Here is a 17,220-nt window from a genome sequence, read left to right on the forward strand (position 1 = left end):
AAATCAGACTTATACTTGGTCAGGTATCCAAAACGTGCGCACGCCACCACGGCGGCACCATCCATAAGGAGCATTTGTGTCTGAAGCACAGGCGAACATCGGCGTTGTAGGAATGGCAGTCATGGGCTCAAACCTCGCCCGAAACCTAGCCAGCCGTGAAGGAAACACCGTTGCTATCTACAACCGTTCCGTAGACAAAGCACACGCGGTAGCAGAAGCACACCCAGAAGCACACTTCATCGTCGGCGACTCCGTACAAGACTTCGCAGACAAACTCGCAAAGCCACGCACCGCAATCATCATGGTGAAAGCAGGCGCAGCAACCGACGCAGTCATCAACCAACTCGTTGAGGTATTCGAACCCGGCGACATCATCGTCGACGGCGGAAACGCACTGTTCACCGACACAATCCGCCGCGAAGCAGCCGTCCGCGAAACAGGCATCCACTTTGTCGGCGCTGGAATCTCCGGCGGTGAAGAAGGCGCCCTCAACGGCCCATCCATCATGCCTGGTGGAACAGAAGAGTCCTACAAAACTCTAGGCCCAATCCTCTCCTCCATCGCAGCAATAGCTGAAGGAGAACCATGCGTCACACACGTTGGCGCCGACGGTGCAGGTCACTTCGTCAAAATGATCCACAACGGCATCGAATACGCTGACATGCAGCTCATCGCCGAAGCCTACGACCTCCTGCGTAACGTTGCCGGCCTATCAACCGACGAGATTGCAGACGTCTTCACACAATGGAACACAGGCGAACTCGAGTCCTACCTCATCGAAATCACCGCAGAAGTTCTCCGCCAAAAAGACGCAGAAACCGGCAAGCCTCTCGTCGATGTCATTCTTGACGCAGCAGGTTCCAAAGGCACAGGCGTATGGACTGTTCAAACAGCCCTCGGCCTTGGCGTTCCCGTATCAGGAATTGCCGAAGCAGTATTCGCACGCGCAGTATCATCCAAAGCAGAGCAGCGTGCAGCTTCAGCAGACCTACCCGGCCCAAGCGCAACCGTCAACGTTGAAGACAAAACAGCATTCATTGAAGACGTACGCCAAGCCCTCTACGCCTCCAAGATCGTCGCCTACAGCCAAGGCTTCGACGCCATCATCGAAGGCGCGAAAGAATACAACTGGGACATCAAAAAAGGTGACATCGCAAAGATTTGGCGTGCTGGCTGCATCATCCGTGCACAGTTCCTAAACCGCATCACCGAAGCCTACGCAGCAGACAACGACCTCGTCGTACTGCTTGCTGCCCCATACTTCAAAGACGCTGTCACAACAGCAGAACAAGCATGGCGTCGAGTCATCATTAAAGCGATCGAATCCGGAATTCCATCGCCTGCGTTCTCCTCATCACTTGCTTACTACGATGGACTGCGCGCAGAACGCCTACCAGCTGCACTCGTACAAGGACAGCGCGACTTCTTTGGTGCACACACTTACAAGCGCACTGACAAAGAAGGAACATTCCACACCCTATGGTCTGGTGACCGCAGCGAAGTTTCCGCTGAAGACACCCACTGACACATCACCAGTTACGCGCAAGGGGAGGGCTCACGCTATAGCGTGAGCCCTCCCCTTTGTCATGCAGTTTTCTTTCAAAAGTTCGATCAGTTTTATGCGGATATAAGGTCAACGCCCCAGAGGAAAACTGTCACTGCCAGAAAAATGAAGAAAATGATCTGCGTTTCTCGATCCCTACGATCAAAACCAGCACGAAATTCCTTCACACCAAAAGGTGCGCGAGGGTTTTCTTTTAACGCTGCTTTTCTACGTATAAAAAACGAGAAAATGATCAATACAATGAAAATTCCTGTCAAAGCAGTAAAGAATAGAGTTTCCATTAAACTCAGCTCCTCATGGATTACAATTAAATAGCATCAACCATCTCCCAGCATTGATAAATACCAAACAGTGATCCAACTGCCTTACCGCCTTCTATAATGAAAGAAATAGATGCTGCTGCTTTACTACCTTTCGCGCGATGCTTTCCCAAACCTTTAGATCCGTGTTTTACAACTAAGCTGGCAAGCGATTTAATTTGTCTGCCAAGTTCTTTGAATCTTGCAGATTCAGAAGTTCCCAATTTTTTCCAAGCAGCATATGCCTTGCCTAACTTGCTTGCGCTTGGAGCCTTCTTCATTTTGACAACTAACTTGGCGATACCTACCGACACTCTGGCATAACCGAACGTCGCCATCGATGCCACCCCCGCAGCACAAGCTGCTCCCTTTTTAACCCACCAAGTCCAAGATGGATCAGCAACAACTGGAAAAGCAGTGCTTTCATCCGTATGAACTCGTTGAATCAACGTATTCCCTTCAAGGACATACTCTGTTTTTAACGGCGCCCCTTTCGCATCAACAGCCCAAGCAGGGTTGATTACTGCAATTTCTTGACTTAAGTTTTCAGTTTTTGTTTGAATATCGGGAATACGCGCAAGCTTTTCCCACTGCTCATCAGTAAGAGAATCAAATTCTTCATCTGTTTGTATGTCACCAATAATTTTTTGAGCAGAGGTTTCCACTCTTGCTTCTTCACCTGCCAAGGGAACTTCAACTTCCACCGGGGCTGTAACGGAGATTGACCCATCCGCAAGAGGAAGTAACCTTGCATTTTGCGGAAGAGCAAGGTCAAAATGAACATCTCCAGCACCTTCAAGCACGGCAAGAACTTGAGCGCCTGCTCCTGTCGCTCGACTGACTGCCGTGATTGACTTATCAACGTCTGGACTAACAAGAACGCCAGCAGCCATCTTGGAAGTTTCAGTTCCGGCGAGTCTAATACCCAGGGCCGGCTGTCCTTCTTTTCCTGATAGCATCCAGCCATTCTCGATTGATGCATGTCCCGCGTCGCCTATGTCGACAGTCGATTCAGCTGCAACAGCATTAACAAGGTCAACGACCGTCTGCTCATTAACAGGGTTGTAGTTTTTAACTGCCTTTTCCAACACATGCCTATTAATTGAATCAGCAACAACAGTAGAAGCCGTTATCTCCACTGGAGCATTTTCACTTGCTACCGCGTTAACGCTGGCTAACGTTAATGCACATACTGCCACCAAAGTTGTCATGGACGAATAAAAATGTTTCAAACTAAAAATTTTCCACTCCTAAGGGCATAAACGCCAATACGGACAAAAGAAGCGTATACCACATGATAAAAATAGTCAAGAAATTGCAGAGAAGTCAGCTGTCGCGTCGTGAAATCATAAAGTTTGAATACGAAAAGGTTAAAATCGGCAAAGCAGCTCCGCAAAACAAAAATCAAATAAAAACAGCAAAAATACACCTAGTCGAATTTCAAAGAAATCAACCTCTATATTTTTATATAAGCATAAATTTGACACATAGACGAAATAAATGCATTCACCAGATAGAATCTTTGAACAAGATTAACAAGAAAGAAATCCCCACACCATTAGATGCTTGCCATCAATTCCGTTTCTTATAATTACAGAAAGACAAAAATTTCCGAATTTACAGTTAACAGATTTTTTGATATTTAAAAATTTGTTGATTTTTACACTAACATTAGCTTTATGCAAAGCCAGCATCGTCAGCACTAATATTTAAGTTTTACAACTCCACCTCACTCATTCCATAAATGACATTACGAAATCGAGATAGGAATTACTAAAAATAATTAAAAACCTCAGGAAAAAATAAATTGACAGAACGGATTGACAACTTTCGATTAACACCCGTCATGAAAGCGCAAAAAGTAAAATAATTAAATGTTGATTCAAATAAAAATTTACACTCAGTTTTGCCGCTCGCAAATGAGTGCACAACTTGTTCGCACGTCAAGAATCTTGATGTCAAGTAAACTACAAAGCATGGAACATCGAGACGAAGTCGATCGCATCATCGAAGCGTGGCAAAACGAACGCCCCGACCTCGATGTCACACCCCTCGCGATCCTCTCCAGGATCTCTCGACTAGACCGCCACCTCGACCGCGTACGCCGAGGAATCTTCACACGCAACGGCCTCGAATCATGGGAATTCGACGTCCTTGCCGCACTACGCCGAGCAGGTAAACCCTACATACTTTCCCCCGGCGCACTCGTCACCCAAACAATGGTCACCTCAGGCACCATGACCAACCGCATCGACCGGATGGAATCTCGCGGCCTCGTCATCCGCCGACCATCCCCCGACGACAGACGTGCTGTGCTCGTTGAACTCACAGAACCAGGCCGCGAAGTCGTCGATGCCGCATTCACTGACCTCCTCGAAATTGAACATCACGTGCTCGAATCACTACAAGATTCAGACCAGTCCGCACTCGCAGCAATGCTCCGCGTCCTAACACGCCAGTTCGAAGGCATCGTCGAATAACCAACACGCCCTTACCCATATACGTAAGGCCTAGGATCATCCACGCAAAGCGCGTCATAATAGTAATGAACTATTGCGTGCGAAAGGTTAAACATCGTGGACTCCCCCACCGCAGAAGATATCCAAGTGCTGCGCCGAGAAATGTCTCGAATGTTCATGCATTACAAATTTGGCATGAACGAGGTACTCACCAAAATAAACATCCTGCGGGAAGAGTTCGCACACGTTCACGATTACAACCCCATCGAATCGGTCTCGTCCCGCCTAAAATCTCCCGATTCTGTGCTGGAAAAAATCCAACGTAAAGGCTGCACATACTCTAAAGAAGACCTCGCCATCCATGTTCGCGACATCGCAGGAATTCGTGTCACCTGCTCGTTCGTGAAAGACATCTACCGAGTGCGAGACCTTCTCATACAACAGCAAGACATCACTCTCGTCGATGAGCGCGACTACGTTGCCCACCCAAAATCCAACGGATATTCCAGCCTGCACCTCATCGTGACCGTCCCCGTGTTTCTTTCTGACGGGCCCAAAGACGTCATGGTAGAAGTCCAAATCCGCACCATCGCCATGGACTTTTGGGCTTCCCTCGAACACAAAATCTATTACAAATACCGTGGCAAAGTTCCCGTGCAATTAGACGAAGAACTCAAACAGGCAGCAGACATTGCCACACGTCTCGACTACAAAATGCAGGCACTCAAAGAACAAGTAGACGCGTTAGCTCTCGAAGACCCTGAAGCGCCCAGCCGCAAAGACGAAATGCAGCGTGAAGCGATCGATCGGCTATTACGTTTCTCCCTTGAAATAGCAGACAACGACAAAGCTAAATCAGCGGCTTTTAAAGCAGAAGAACAGCGCTAAATTTATATGTAAAAACCATACAAGTGTGTGTACTTCTCATGTGACCAGTACACACACAGTAGGACTCATATACATATAGGTGACGTCATGCGTTAAAGTGTCCTTTGACCTCACGGGCGCCCTGGGTACAGGGCTGAGATCAGATTAAAACCGTCTGAGCACCGTTGGAACCTGTCCGGGTTATTCCGGCGAAGGAAGAAGGATTCCTTGACGCACGTCTCCACACCCACGCACACCAACTACTCTGTTGAAAAAGTTTCAGCTGATTCACCGTTGAACTATCAGACCCACAGCGCTGAATACATAGTCGACGAAACGCATGACATCCGCGTTCCTGTCACGCGTATCTCACAAGATGATTCGCCTGATGGTTCAGCCAATGCCCCATTTACGACCTACCGCACCACAGGCCCCGGAAGCGATCCCGTACGCGGGTTACCGCCGCTGCGCTCTTCATGGATTAATGACCGTGACGATGTTGAAACGTATGAAGCTCGAGGCCGCAAACTCGAAGACGACGGCACCAAAGCATTACGTCGAGGGGCGGCAAGCCAAGAATGGAAAGGCGAAGAACGCAGTCCTCTGCGCGCCAAAAACGGTCGCCGCGTTACCCAAATGTACTACGCACGTAACGGCATTATCACTCCAGAAATGCGCTTTGTTGCACTGCGAGAAAACGTCGATGTAGAGCTCGTACGTAGTGAAGTTGCGGCTGGTCGCGCCATTATTCCTAACAACATCAACCACCCAGAATCAGAACCCATGATTATTGGTCGAGCTTTTCACGTGAAAGTGAACGCCAACATCGGCAACTCGGCTGTTACATCATCCATTGCTGAAGAAGTGTCAAAAATGCAGTGGGCAACGCAGTGGGGTGCCGATACAGTCATGGATTTGTCCACTGGCGACGACATTCACACCACCCGCGAATGGATTTTGCGTAACTCACCTGTCCCTATCGGCACTGTCCCGATCTATCAGGCGTTAGAAAAAGTTAACGGCGACCATCAAGCCTTGACGTGGGAGATATTCCGCGACACTGTCATTGAACAGTGTGAACAAGGCGTGGACTACATGACCATTCACGCCGGAGTACTACTACGTTATGTGCCACTCACCGCAGAACGAGTCACCGGAATTGTTTCACGCGGTGGCTCCATCATGGCAGGGTGGTGTTTAGGCCACCACAAAGAAAACTTCTTGTACGAGCACTTTGACGAACTATGCGAAATCTTCGCTCAATACGATGTCGCATTCTCCCTTGGCGATGGCCTCCGTCCAGGATCATTGGCTGACGCAAACGATGCAGCACAGTTCGCTGAACTCGACACTCTTGGAGAACTCACCCAACGCGCGTGGGAATACGACGTACAAGTCATGGTTGAAGGGCCCGGTCACGTTCCGTTCCATCTGGTACGCGAAAACGTCGAAAGACAACAAGAACTGTGCAAAGGGGCCCCGTTCTACACACTCGGGCCACTCGTCACAGATATTGCGCCAGGGTACGATCACATCACTAGCGCCATCGGTGCAACAGAAATTGCCCGCTATGGAACAGCGATGTTGTGCTACGTCACCCCCAAAGAGCACCTCGGCTTGCCCGACCGAGACGACGTTAAAACTGGGGTCATCACATACAAAATTGCTGCACACGCGGCAGACGTCGCTAAAGGCCATGCTGGCGCACAACAACGCGACAACGCTTTGTCTAAAGCACGATTCGAATTCCGGTGGCGCGACCAGTTTGGGCTCTCGCTCGATCCTCAAACAGCGGAGTCCTTCCACGACGAAACACTGCCGGCAGAACCAGCAAAGACCGCGCATTTTTGCTCCATGTGCGGTCCAAAGTTCTGCTCCATGCGCATTTCGCAAGATATCCGAAACGAATTTGGTGACGTTAGCGAACAAACACGCATTGCTGTTGAGGGCATGGAAGCAAAATCGAACGAGTTCCGTGAGCTAGGCGGAAGCGTCTACTTGCCAGACCCTGCATTCCCAACAGGGAAATAAAGGCATGTGGGTGCCTCTTTTTTCGAGATGAGGCACCCACACCATCCATCAATATTGTGCGTTTCGCCAACGGTGTTGTCTCAAAAAATAGGGAAAACAGTCGAAACATGAACCGCAATTGTGGGAAGATTCGAATGAAACATTCCTCTTAAACTGTGAGGTCACCATGTCCACGAACAACCCATACGATCCGCAAGGCTCCGATTCAACGAACAACCCGTACGGGCAGCCTAGCGAACCACAGCAGCCAAACCCTGCACAGCAGCCAGCACCTGGCTACTACGACTACAACAACGCTGGTGGCCAACAATACCCCCAACAGGGACCATACCAAGGGCAGCCACATCCGGGTCAACCGTACCAAGGCCAGCCTTACGGTGCAGTAAACCCACAGGGGCAAAAGGACGCACAAACTTCGTGGATTCTTGGCCTTATCGGTTTGATTACGTCTCTGGGCATCATCCTCGGCCCCATGGCTTTGCACTACGCAAAGAAAGCTGAACGTGCAGGTGTTTCTGCAACCGCAGGAAAAGTTCTTGGCTGGATCAGCATAGTGTTCTTCGTCTTCAGCATTCTTGCTGTGATTGCTTTCTTCTACTTCATCAATGCCGGAGTTCTCGTCATCGATGATGTCGTCTACTCGACATACTGAGTTTTCAGTTCTTTAACGTAAAGGCGGGTGGCCCCGATTGAGGGCCACCCGCCTTTAGTTATATCTAAGGGTGTATCAGCCTGTTATTTCGCTGGTTTCGAGCCATTCCATTTCGAGAGTTTCCCTCTCGTCTGCTAAATCACGTAATTGTGCATCAATGCGTGTGGTGAGTTCGTAGTCTGTTGCGTGCGTGGCCATCTCGTCGTGAAGAGTTTTTTCTATATCTTCAATTTTTGCGAGCCTGCGTTCAATACGGTTGAGTTCTTTTTTCGCTGCACGAATCTCTGCACCCGAAAATTGAGGGGCGCTCACCTGCGGTGTAGCACTCTCACCGTTAGTCGCATTGTAGGCGTCTGTTTTTGCTCGGGCGGAGGCCGCAGACAGCTGCAAGTACTCATCTACGCCACCTGGCAGGTGACGAAATACCCCATCAATGACTGCATACTGTTGGTCGGTGACACGTTCCAAAAAGTAACGGTCGTGACTGACTACGATGAGTGTGCCAGGCCATGTATCTAACAGGTCTTCCACGGCGGCAAGCATGTCTGTGTCGAGGTCGTTTGTTGGTTCGTCCAAGATAAGCACGTTAGGTTCATCAAGCAGAATCAAGAGCAGCTGTAGTCTGCGTCGTTGACCACCCGACAAATCTTTTACCGGGGTGGCAAGTTGGGTGCTTGTGAAGCCTAACCGTTCAAGCATTTGCCCCGGTGTCATCTCTTTGTCACCAGCAACATATGTTGTGCGTTTGCGGCCGATCACATCGGAAACTCTGTCGTTTCCGTGTTCTGCTAGCTCTGCAAGTTCTTGAGAAAGTGTCGCAACTTTAACGGTTTTTCCGCGTTTAACTCGTCCCACAGTTGGCGTGAGTTCACCAGTTACGAGTTTAAGCAGAGTGGATTTTCCCGCCCCATTTATGCCAAGAACACCCGTCCGCTCTCCGGGCGCGATACGCCACGTGACATCGGAAAACACGCGATGCTCGTCGTAAGAAACAGCCACATCGAGCAGGTCAACCACGTCTTTGCCTAAACGGGTGGTTGCCATCTGTTTAAGTTCCACAACGTCACGTGGTGGTGGCTCATTCGCGATTAAGACGTTAGCAGCATCAATGCGAAACTTTGGTTTTGAGGTTCGCGCTGGAGCTCCACGACGCAACCACGCGAGTTCTTTACGCATAAGGTTTTGTCGTTTTGCTTCCGAAGCAGCTGCCTGACGGTCGCGTTCTACCCGCTGCAAAATGTATGCCGCATATCCACCTTCGAAAGGTTCAATGATGCGGTCGTGCACTTCCCACGTGGCGTTACAAACTTCATCAAGGAACCATCTGTCGTGGGTGACCACAAACAAACCGCCCTGATTAGTTGCCCAGCGTCGTTTTAAGTGTCCTGCAAGCCACGTAATTGCTTCAATGTCGAGGTGGTTGGTTGGTTCGTCAAGCGCAATGACTTCCCAATCACCAATAAGTAGTTTGGCAAGAGACGCACGTCGTCGTTGCCCACCAGAAAGGTCTGCTATTTTTTTGTCCCAGTCGAGATCGCTCGTCAGCCCGGCCAGCACATCACGAATTTTAGGGTCAGAAGCCCACTGATATTCAGGGATGTCACCAACAATCGCTTCCCGAACGTTCAAGGCAGGATCGAGATCGTCTGTTTGCGATAAAACACCTAAACGCACATCTGAGCGACGAGTTACACGCCCCGAGTCAGGCTCTAACGTTCCAGCAAGCATTTTCAAAAGCGAAGACTTTCCGTCTCCGTTTCGTCCAACTATCCCAATTCGGTCGCCTTCGTTAATGCCAACTGTCACAGCATCAAAAACAACTTTTGTGGGGAACTCAAGGTGAAGCGCTTCAGCGCCAAGTAGGTGTGCCATCGCCCCTATTGTTTCACGCGTGGAGAGACACGAGAAACTCACACAAGATGAGCGCCTGGCACGCTTCCCTGCGCGACAAGAGCGTCCTGGCATACCTGTGCGTTCAACAGTTCATTCCGCACGGTGACAGCGTGCTCTGCATCGCGGGCTAAAACAGCAATGGTCGGGCCTGACCCGGATACTAAGACGCCGAGCGCTCCACAGTCGTGAGCTGTTTCGATTGTCTGACGTAGATCGGGGGCCATATCTAGGGCTGGGATTTGCAGGTCATTATGCAAAAGTTTGCCCAATGAGGTCGCGTCCCCGGCAGCTAACGCGGCATATAAGCGTTCGTTGTCGCATTCATTTAATGCGGCCCCTTGAGGTGTTAACTCATCAAACCTAGAAAACACTGCCGGTGTGGACAGTCCTTTTGCGCGTAACGCAAACACCCAATGGTAGGTTCCAGCATCTGTTATGCGGACGAGTTCGTCGCCGCGCCCATAACCGACAGCAGTACCACCGAACAAAGAGAATGGCACGTCTGCGCCCAGCGTCGCGCCAATCGTCATCAAGTCTGTTTCGCTCAGGTCAAGACGCCACAACGCGTTTAACGCAACAAGCGTCGCCGCGGCATCAGCTGATCCGCCAGCCATACCTCCAGCAACAGGAACGCCTTTGTTGATGTGAATGCTTGCACCAAAGTGAGTACCTGTGTGCTTTTGAAGCGCACGTGCAGCCTTCGCGACGAGGTTAGTTTCGTTCAAAGGAACAAAACGCGCGCCAGGGCCTTGCACCGTCAACACAATGTTGTCGTCACGACGCGCAGAAGCAACAATTTCTTCCCACGCGCTCACTGCTTGAAAAACATTAATTAACGGGTGATAGCCGCTCTCGTCGAGTCCGCCTACCCGTAAAGATAGATTCACTTTCCCTGGAGCCCGCGCGGTAACTGTGGCTGGAGAGTGTCGCGAAAGTTCGCTGGGATTTCCCTGCGTCCGGTCTAGGTGTGTGAACGCGGCGTCGTCTTGAGGAGTGTTCATGCGACGTTCTGCCCAAAAAGTTGTTCAGCAATACGAGAGAACTCTTCAATAGTGAGTGTTTCTCCACGCGCGCTAGGAGACACTCCAGCCCCTTCAAGCGCAACTTGGGCTGCAGCACTCGAACCTGCAATACCTGACAAAGCCTGTCGCAGAGTTTTACGTCGTTGCGCAAATGCTGCATCAATAACTTTAAACACGTCTTCGCGAGCAGCTGTGGTCTGTGGTGCTGGGCGACGCTCAAGATACACCAAAGCAGAATCAACGTTAGGTGCCGGCCAAAAAACGTTACGCCCAACCCGCATCGCTTTAGTTGCAGAGGCATACCACGCAGTTTTAGCAGAAGGAACGCCATACACCTTACTGCCCGGTCCAGCAACGATACGCTCAGCAACCTCAAGCTGAACCATGACAAGAATTTTTTCTAACGAAGCGAAGCGTTCCAAGAACGTCAACAAAATAGGAACAGAAACGTTATAAGGCAAGTTAGCAACAAACGCTGTCGGCTGTTCACCGGGAAGTTCCATCACTTCTAAAGCGTCACCATGCACCACATCAAGTCGAGCAGAAGAGCCCGGAATCATAGATTCTGCCGTGTGTGCGAGTTGCTCAGCCAACGGGGTATCTAATTCGACCGCGACAACGGAACAGCCTACGTCCAGCAAACCCAACGTTAATGAACCAAGCCCAGGCCCCACCTCGACGACACGCTCACCAGCAACAACACCTGACGTGCGAACAATCTTCCGCACAGTACCGGCATCATGTAGGAAGTTCTGCCCTTTTGCTTTTGTGGGAGTCACACCGAAACGTTCCGCTAATTCCCTAATTTGGGCAGGACCTAGCAGCGCGTTGTGTGAATCATTCATGGCAAAAGCCTAACTAACTTCTGTGCACTTGCGCGCACGTGAGCTCAACATTGGACTGTGATGTGTGCGCTACTGGCGCTTTACACACCTATGGCCCAGCATCATCACGATACTGGGCCATAGGAACAAACTACGTACTTCAGGTTTACAGCAACCCGAGTTTACGGGCGCAAGCGGGCCATTGGCCCCAGCCGGCACGTTGTTGCAGAATCTGTGCTCGTTTGGTTTGTTCAGCAGCGGACGCATCGCTAGGTAGGCCTGATCCGCCTACAGAACGCCACGTTGGCAATGAGAATTGGTACAAGCCGTAGTAACCGTTTCCGGTGTTTGTGCTTGGGTTTCCACCTGATTCACATTGTGCTAGTTTCGCCCACACGCCGCTCACACTTGCAGTGCTTGTGGAGCTGTCTTTAGACGAAGAAGACGAGGACGAAGAACTAGTCGATGTTTTTTCTGGAGTTGGTTCTGGGCGTTCCTTCGTGCCCACAACAACTACCTCGTCGATAGGTTTCTTGGTGATTTCGTCTGAAATTTTCTTCTTCGACTGAACTTCACCATCAATTGTTACGACTTGGTATTCGCGTACCCGCTGCCCTTTGACGCCTTTAGTTGCGACATATTTTGGCAGGTCTTCGTAACGGTCCTTGTCTTTTTTGGTTACCGTTTCAAAGTCAACCTTGGTTTTCTTTGTCGTGGTTTTTGTTTCAATGCGCTGCACGACGAGAGTGACCATCGTCTTGTCAGAGTCTTCTAAAGCGATTTGGATAGAGTCTGACGTGTCCGAGTCTTTTTTCTCGTCGTCTTTTTCGTCGTCCTCAACCGCAGAAGTTGCGCCTACAGGTAGGGCTTGAATAGACACGCGGTCTTCATCACCCAGAGTGATCTCTTGCCCTGCAAGAATCTCGTCGATGTTCGTGCCACCCTCGTTAACGATGGTGTTTTCTCCATCAACAAGAACAGCAACAGGACCGTCATGGTTCAGGCGTAAGCCGATGTCCATACGTTCTTGTCCGGCAGACCTTGACGCAACGAGTGCAACGTCTTCGCCACGGGAAGAATAGTTTGAAAGAAGTTCTTCAGCGTCTAGTGCGGTGGTTTTCGCTGTTTCATGTTCACCGTCACGGTCAAGTGTGACTTCACGCTGGTAGCGGACGACTACGTCTCCGCCTTCGCGCAATGCAGAGCGCGAGTTTGGTGCTACAACATCACCTGCTGTGAGTGTGATTCCTTGTTCTTCGAGTAGCCCGTCTACGGAGCCAGAAAAGGTCGTCACAGTGGTGGTTTTACCGTCAACATCTAAGGTCACTGTTTTGTGTGCTGCAGCGTACACTCCGGTACCTACGGCTGCAGTTGCCACGAAGGCTCCTGAGACGGCTAACACAAGTGGTTTTTTCACGTTGTTCCAGACGTGGTTGTTTCCGGGCACGGAACATAATCTCTTCGGAGTTTCACCGAGCTGCATTCCTCAGTCGCGTGCGACGAGTTTTCGTCGCGTCCAGGTGCGTGCGTCGCACACATAGTTAAGAAGTTCGTCTTCTTGTGTGTGCAGACTCTGAGAGAGCAGTGTTTATGTTTCCGATCCGGCTTTCCAGTTCACGACCGTAACCTACATAAGGCACATAATTCTACGTTTTCTGTTTGTAAAGTTGGTCAAGAAATTTTCAAATCTGCAATAAAAACGGCAGAAAAAAGCCAATTGTTTGTTCGCTCACCGCGCAAGAAAATGTGGGTGAAAACACTCAAGAATGGTTCTTAATACCAGTTTTTAGCCTGTGAATGCGCCCATGCACTGCATGGTTTTCCGTAACGACCTTCGATATATCCAAGGCCCCATTTAATCTGTGTTCGCGCATTTGTACGCCAGTCCGCACCGGCCGTTGCCATCTTGCTACCAGGCAAAGCTTGGGGGATTCCATACGCGCTTGAAGATGGGTTATCTGCCCGTACGTTCCAGCGGCTTTCTTTCATCCAAAGTTTGTCTAGACACACGAATTCTGATTCGTCCCAACCCCTTTGAGCCACCATCGATTTAGCGACAGCTTTAGCTTCTGAAGCGGACAAAACAGTTGTGCTTGGGTCTGCAACGGCGAGCGTTCCAATACCAATAATTTCGTCTTGCGGCTCAACCAAAACAGTCTGTGCAATCACAACACGGTCAGCCTCTTCACCGTTCAGTGTTGTCACATCGTACGTGGTGACGGCCTTACCAACACGACCCTTTTGCAGAACAACCTTCTCCCCTTTCATGAGGTTAGGGTCTTTACGTTCCACAACTTCAAACGGTAACGCTTCAGTGACCGTGTCAGAGGCACTACCAGCACGGTGAACAGTTACTTCGTCACCATCCGTTAAGTATTCGTCCAGTTTCGGTTTAACGGTGTCGCCTTCTTCCAGCACTACACCCATGTCAAACAAAACATCACGCACTGTCGGATATGCCGTTACCGAATCAATGGATTGACCGTCAATGTGTACGGTCACTTTTTTCAGTGTAGAGATTCGTACAATTTGCCGTCCGACAAAATCGCCACGTGACGCCGAGACCGTCGCACCGGCAGCGCGCGAACCTAACTCGTCAAGGATGTCCCCTACCGTCGCGGCATTCGAGTCAAGGACTTCGCGTTTACCGTCGATTTCCAACTCGATTTTTTTTGCAGTACGAACAGTGACTGTACTTCCATTAAGAACGACATCACCAGCGGCAGGATACACATGGTCGGATGCGTCAAGGCTAATGTTTTGGTTTTCTAAAACGTCATCAACTGTTCGACCTAAAACATTAATATGCGACACCGAACCATCAACATCCAGAACAAGGTTTTTGCTCAAGTTGACGTATGTGAAACTCGCACCAGCGATAGTTGCAAGCACGACGCTGCGCGCAACCCACTTGGTTGCGTTGGACGCAGGTGAACCCAAAGCACTATCTCCAAACTAAAAGCGAAATGGCGGCACGCGTATTAGTAATATCTTCGTACTACGGTATCCAACATTTCTTTCGAGGTCACTAGCCTGTCCGAAAACAATTCTTAAAAAGGTTGGTTACCAGAGCCCATAAACTGTATGCGTGTTTTCAACAATGCGTTGGCATGCATCGACCAGGTTTAATTCCTGTACGTGAGCAATCGTGTGCACCGTATACGGCATCAGGTATGGCGCATTCGGCCTGCCCCGATAAGGGTGCGGTGTTAGATATGGCGCGTCAGTTTCTACCAATACATGGCTGGTAGGAGTACGACGTAACGCTTCACGCAATTCGTTGTTCGCGCCAAAAGTAACAGGACCAGCAAAAGACAAATACCAGCCATGCTGCGCGGCCAGATCAGCCATTTCTGCGTCACCGGAGAAACAATGAAATACCGTACGTTCCGGTGCGCCATCAGCTAATAAAACATCAATTACTTCTTGATGCGCATCACGGTCATGTATTTGCATAGCAAGATTAAGTTCTTTAGCTAAAGCAATATGCGCACGGAAAGATTCTTTTTGTGCCAGAAAGCCTTGCTCACCTGCACGGAAAAGATCAATCCCGGTTTCTCCAATAGCCCGAATTTTGTTGTTTGATCGGGCAATCCGTTCAATTTCTGCAAGAGCATCATCGAGTGACGTGTCATGTCGTGACTCGTACCGAGGTTCGAGCCCATCTGGCCCTACGTCTGCAGTATGCGTATGCAAAGGCGCTTCATTAGGGTGGATGGCAATCGCACCGGCTAGCGCAGCATGCTCACGGATCATTGAGTCTGTGACACGAGCTGATTCGAGGTCGCATCCAACCTGAATCATTTTGCTTACGCCCACACGCGCTGCATCAGAGATCACTTCGCTGATGCTTGGCAGTGGAACGCCTTCGCGCAACACATCACCCAAAGATTCAAGGTGAGTGTGGTTGTCGATGACTGGGCTCGGCAGCGCTGGTGGCGCTGCCGGCCATGAGTAGTCTTTGGCTTTGCGGCCCATTTATGCGGTTGCTGCCTCGTCGACTCGTGGGAACAATGCTTCGCCCTTAGTCACTGTGGTGCCTGGCTTTAACCGGCCAAACTCTGCTGCGGTCTCGATCGGTTGTGCATCAAGCGCACCCAAGTATTCTTCGGCGCCAAGGGAGTCCCACAATTTTGCTGCTGCCTGCGGCATGACCGGATTAAGCAGAACAGCGAGAGTGCGTAGCCCTTCAGCCGCAGTCACGAGGATGGTAGCTAGACGACCGCCTTGGCCTGCCTCAGCTTCGTTCTTTGCAACCTTCCACGGCTCTTGTTCTGTGATGTACAGGTTCAGTGCATCAACAAGAGTCCACACAGCATCGATTGCACGGTTAGGTGAGATCGCGTCGATTGCTTTGTCAGCGTCGATTACAGCTTTAGCTGCAACATCTGCAATATGCTGTTCTGCTTGGGTGAGTTCCCCCGCAGTCGGTAAAGCACCGCCATAGTATTTGTTCACCATTGCGGCAAGACGAGAAGCAAGGTTTCCCCACCCGTTTGCGAGCGCAGCATTGTATTGCGCTGACATGTCTTCCCACGAGAATGAGCCGTCTTGCCCGAATTGGATTGCGCGCATGAAGTAGTAGCGGAATGCGTCTGAGCCGAATACGTCAATGATTTGGCTTGGTGCGATACCGGTGAGTTTTGTTTTGCTCATTTTTTCGCCGCCGACGAGTAGCCAACCGTGGGCGAAGATTGTGGTGGGGAGTTTGAGTCCTGCAGCCATGAGCATTGCTGGCCAGATAACTGCGTGGAATCGCAGGATGTCTTTTCCTACGAGGTGTACGCTCGCTGGCCAGTATTCGTCGAAGCGTTCTGGTGTTGGGTTTCCGTCTGCGTCGTGTTGGAGTGCGGTGACGTAGTTGAGTAGTGCATCAAACCAGACGTAGAGTACGTGGCTTTTGTCCCACGGTAGTGGGATTCCCCAGTCGAAGGTGGATCGTGAGATGGAGAGGTCTTGGAGGCCCTGTTTGACGAATCCGAGTACTTCGTTGCGTGCTGAGGCTGGTTGGATGAATTCTGGGTGTTCTTCGTAGAAGGCGAGCAACCGGTCTTGGTATTTGCTCATTGCGAAGAAGTAGTTTTGTTCGGAGATCATTTCCACGGGGCGGGTGTGGATTGGGCAGAGCTTTTCGCCCTCGTATTCGCCGGTTCCGTCGAGGAGGTCTCCGGGTTGTTTGTATTCTTCGCAGCCGACGCAGTAGGGGCCTTCGTAGGCGCCTTCGTAGATGTCGCCTTGGTCGTGTAGTTGTGCAATGAATTCTTGTACTGCGGTTTCGTGGCGTGCTTGTGTGGTGCGGATGAAGTCGTCGTTTGTGGCGTTGAGTGTGCCTAGTACTGGCTCCCATGCTTGGTCGACGAGTTTGTCTGCCCAGACTTGTGGGGTGACGTCGTTGTCGTGTGCGGTGCGCATGACTTTTTGTCCGTGCTCGTCTGTTCCAGTGAGGAACCAGACGTTCTCCTGGCGCTGGCGGTGCCAGCGGGTGATGACGTCTGCCGCTACTGTCGTGTAGGCGTGCCCAATGTGTGGGGCGTCGTTGACGTAGTAGATGGGCGTGGTCAGGTAGAAGGAGGTGTGTGCATCGGCCATACCCCTAATCCTAAGGGGTT

General features: G+C 50.5%; 14 protein-coding genes and 1 riboswitch. Of the genes, 5 read left to right on the forward strand and 9 right to left on the reverse strand.

Annotated elements, in window-relative coordinates; translation table 11 throughout:
* Positions 1–76 precede the first annotated feature (76 nt).
* Positions 77–1,525, forward strand: coding sequence for an NADP-dependent phosphogluconate dehydrogenase (gndA, locus tag ACR9EC_RS06485; RefSeq protein ID WP_435298432.1), 1,449 nt, complete (start codon positions 77–79; stop codon positions 1,523–1,525).
* 92 nt (positions 1,526–1,617) lie between these two features.
* On the opposite strand, the gene ACR9EC_RS06490 is transcribed toward gndA, so the two are convergent.
* Both ACR9EC_RS06490 and ACR9EC_RS06495 read right to left on the reverse strand, forming a co-directional pair.
* Positions 1,618–1,845 carry a hypothetical protein gene (locus tag ACR9EC_RS06490; RefSeq protein ID WP_435298433.1) on the reverse strand — a complete coding sequence of 76 codons (228 nt, stop codon included), beginning with the start codon at positions 1,843–1,845 and terminating at the stop codon, positions 1,618–1,620.
* 26 nt (positions 1,846–1,871) lie between these two features.
* Complete coding sequence (locus tag ACR9EC_RS06495) at positions 1,872–3,074, reverse strand: hypothetical protein (protein WP_435298434.1); 1,203 nt, start codon at positions 3,072–3,074, stop codon at positions 1,872–1,874.
* 765 nt (positions 3,075–3,839) lie between these two features.
* Between ACR9EC_RS06495 and ACR9EC_RS06500 the strand changes: the two genes are divergently transcribed.
* The 4 genes from ACR9EC_RS06500 (at position 3,840) to ACR9EC_RS06515 (ending at position 7,872) form a co-directional block, all read left to right on the forward strand.
* Complete coding sequence (locus ACR9EC_RS06500) at positions 3,840–4,343, forward strand: MarR family winged helix-turn-helix transcriptional regulator (protein WP_435298435.1); 504 nt, start codon at positions 3,840–3,842, stop codon at positions 4,341–4,343.
* Positions 4,344–4,439: 96 nt separating this feature from the next.
* On the forward strand, positions 4,440–5,210 hold the full coding sequence (locus ACR9EC_RS06505) for a GTP pyrophosphokinase (protein WP_435298436.1): 771 nt from the start codon (positions 4,440–4,442) through the stop codon (positions 5,208–5,210).
* Positions 5,211–5,312: 102 nt separating this feature from the next.
* A riboswitch (TPP riboswitch) is annotated at positions 5,313–5,424 on the forward strand.
* Positions 5,425–5,483: 59 nt separating this feature from the next.
* Positions 5,484–7,220, forward strand: coding sequence for a phosphomethylpyrimidine synthase ThiC (thiC, locus tag ACR9EC_RS06510; RefSeq protein ID WP_435300622.1), 1,737 nt, complete (start codon positions 5,484–5,486; stop codon positions 7,218–7,220).
* Between the two features lie 166 nt (positions 7,221–7,386).
* The gene (locus ACR9EC_RS06515; protein WP_435298437.1) at positions 7,387–7,872 is read left to right on the forward strand and encodes a hypothetical protein; all 486 of its coding nucleotides are present in this window, start codon (positions 7,387–7,389) and stop codon (positions 7,870–7,872) included.
* Between the two features lie 75 nt (positions 7,873–7,947).
* Here the strand turns inward: ACR9EC_RS06515 and ACR9EC_RS06520 are convergent, their stop codons facing one another.
* The 7 genes from ACR9EC_RS06520 to metG all read right to left on the reverse strand — a co-directional run bounded on the left by ACR9EC_RS06520 (position 7,948) and on the right by metG (position 17,200).
* Positions 7,948–9,744, reverse strand: coding sequence for an ABC-F family ATP-binding cassette domain-containing protein (locus ACR9EC_RS06520; protein WP_435298438.1), 1,797 nt, complete (start codon positions 9,742–9,744; stop codon positions 7,948–7,950).
* 38 nt (positions 9,745–9,782) lie between these two features.
* On the reverse strand, positions 9,783–10,766 hold the full coding sequence (locus ACR9EC_RS06525; RefSeq protein ID WP_435298439.1) for a 4-(cytidine 5'-diphospho)-2-C-methyl-D-erythritol kinase: 984 nt from the start codon (positions 10,764–10,766) through the stop codon (positions 9,783–9,785).
* A complete protein-coding gene (gene rsmA, locus ACR9EC_RS06530; protein ID WP_435298440.1) occupies positions 10,763–11,632 on the reverse strand; it encodes a 16S rRNA (adenine(1518)-N(6)/adenine(1519)-N(6))-dimethyltransferase RsmA in 870 nt (289 codons plus the stop codon). Before rsmA ends, ACR9EC_RS06525 begins: the two co-directional genes overlap by 4 nt.
* A 145-nt stretch (positions 11,633–11,777) precedes the next feature.
* Positions 11,778–12,989 (reverse strand): transglycosylase family protein, encoded by a 1,212-nt coding sequence (locus tag ACR9EC_RS06535; RefSeq protein WP_435298441.1) that lies wholly within the window; start codon positions 12,987–12,989, stop codon positions 11,778–11,780.
* 395 nt (positions 12,990–13,384) lie between these two features.
* Positions 13,385–14,551 carry a G5 domain-containing protein gene (locus ACR9EC_RS06540; RefSeq protein ID WP_435298442.1) on the reverse strand — a complete coding sequence of 389 codons (1,167 nt, stop codon included), beginning with the start codon at positions 14,549–14,551 and terminating at the stop codon, positions 13,385–13,387.
* 123 nt (positions 14,552–14,674) lie between these two features.
* On the reverse strand, positions 14,675–15,589 hold the full coding sequence (locus tag ACR9EC_RS06545; RefSeq protein WP_435298443.1) for a TatD family hydrolase: 915 nt from the start codon (positions 15,587–15,589) through the stop codon (positions 14,675–14,677).
* Positions 15,590–17,200 carry a methionine--tRNA ligase gene (gene metG, locus ACR9EC_RS06550; RefSeq protein WP_435298444.1) on the reverse strand — a complete coding sequence of 537 codons (1,611 nt, stop codon included), beginning with the start codon at positions 17,198–17,200 and terminating at the stop codon, positions 15,590–15,592.
* Between the last annotated feature and the right edge of the window lie 20 nt (positions 17,201–17,220).

The organism is Timonella sp. A28 (genome assembly GCF_051200815.1).
In the GTDB taxonomy this organism is placed as follows: Bacteria; Actinomycetota; Actinomycetes; order Actinomycetales; family Cellulomonadaceae; genus Timonella.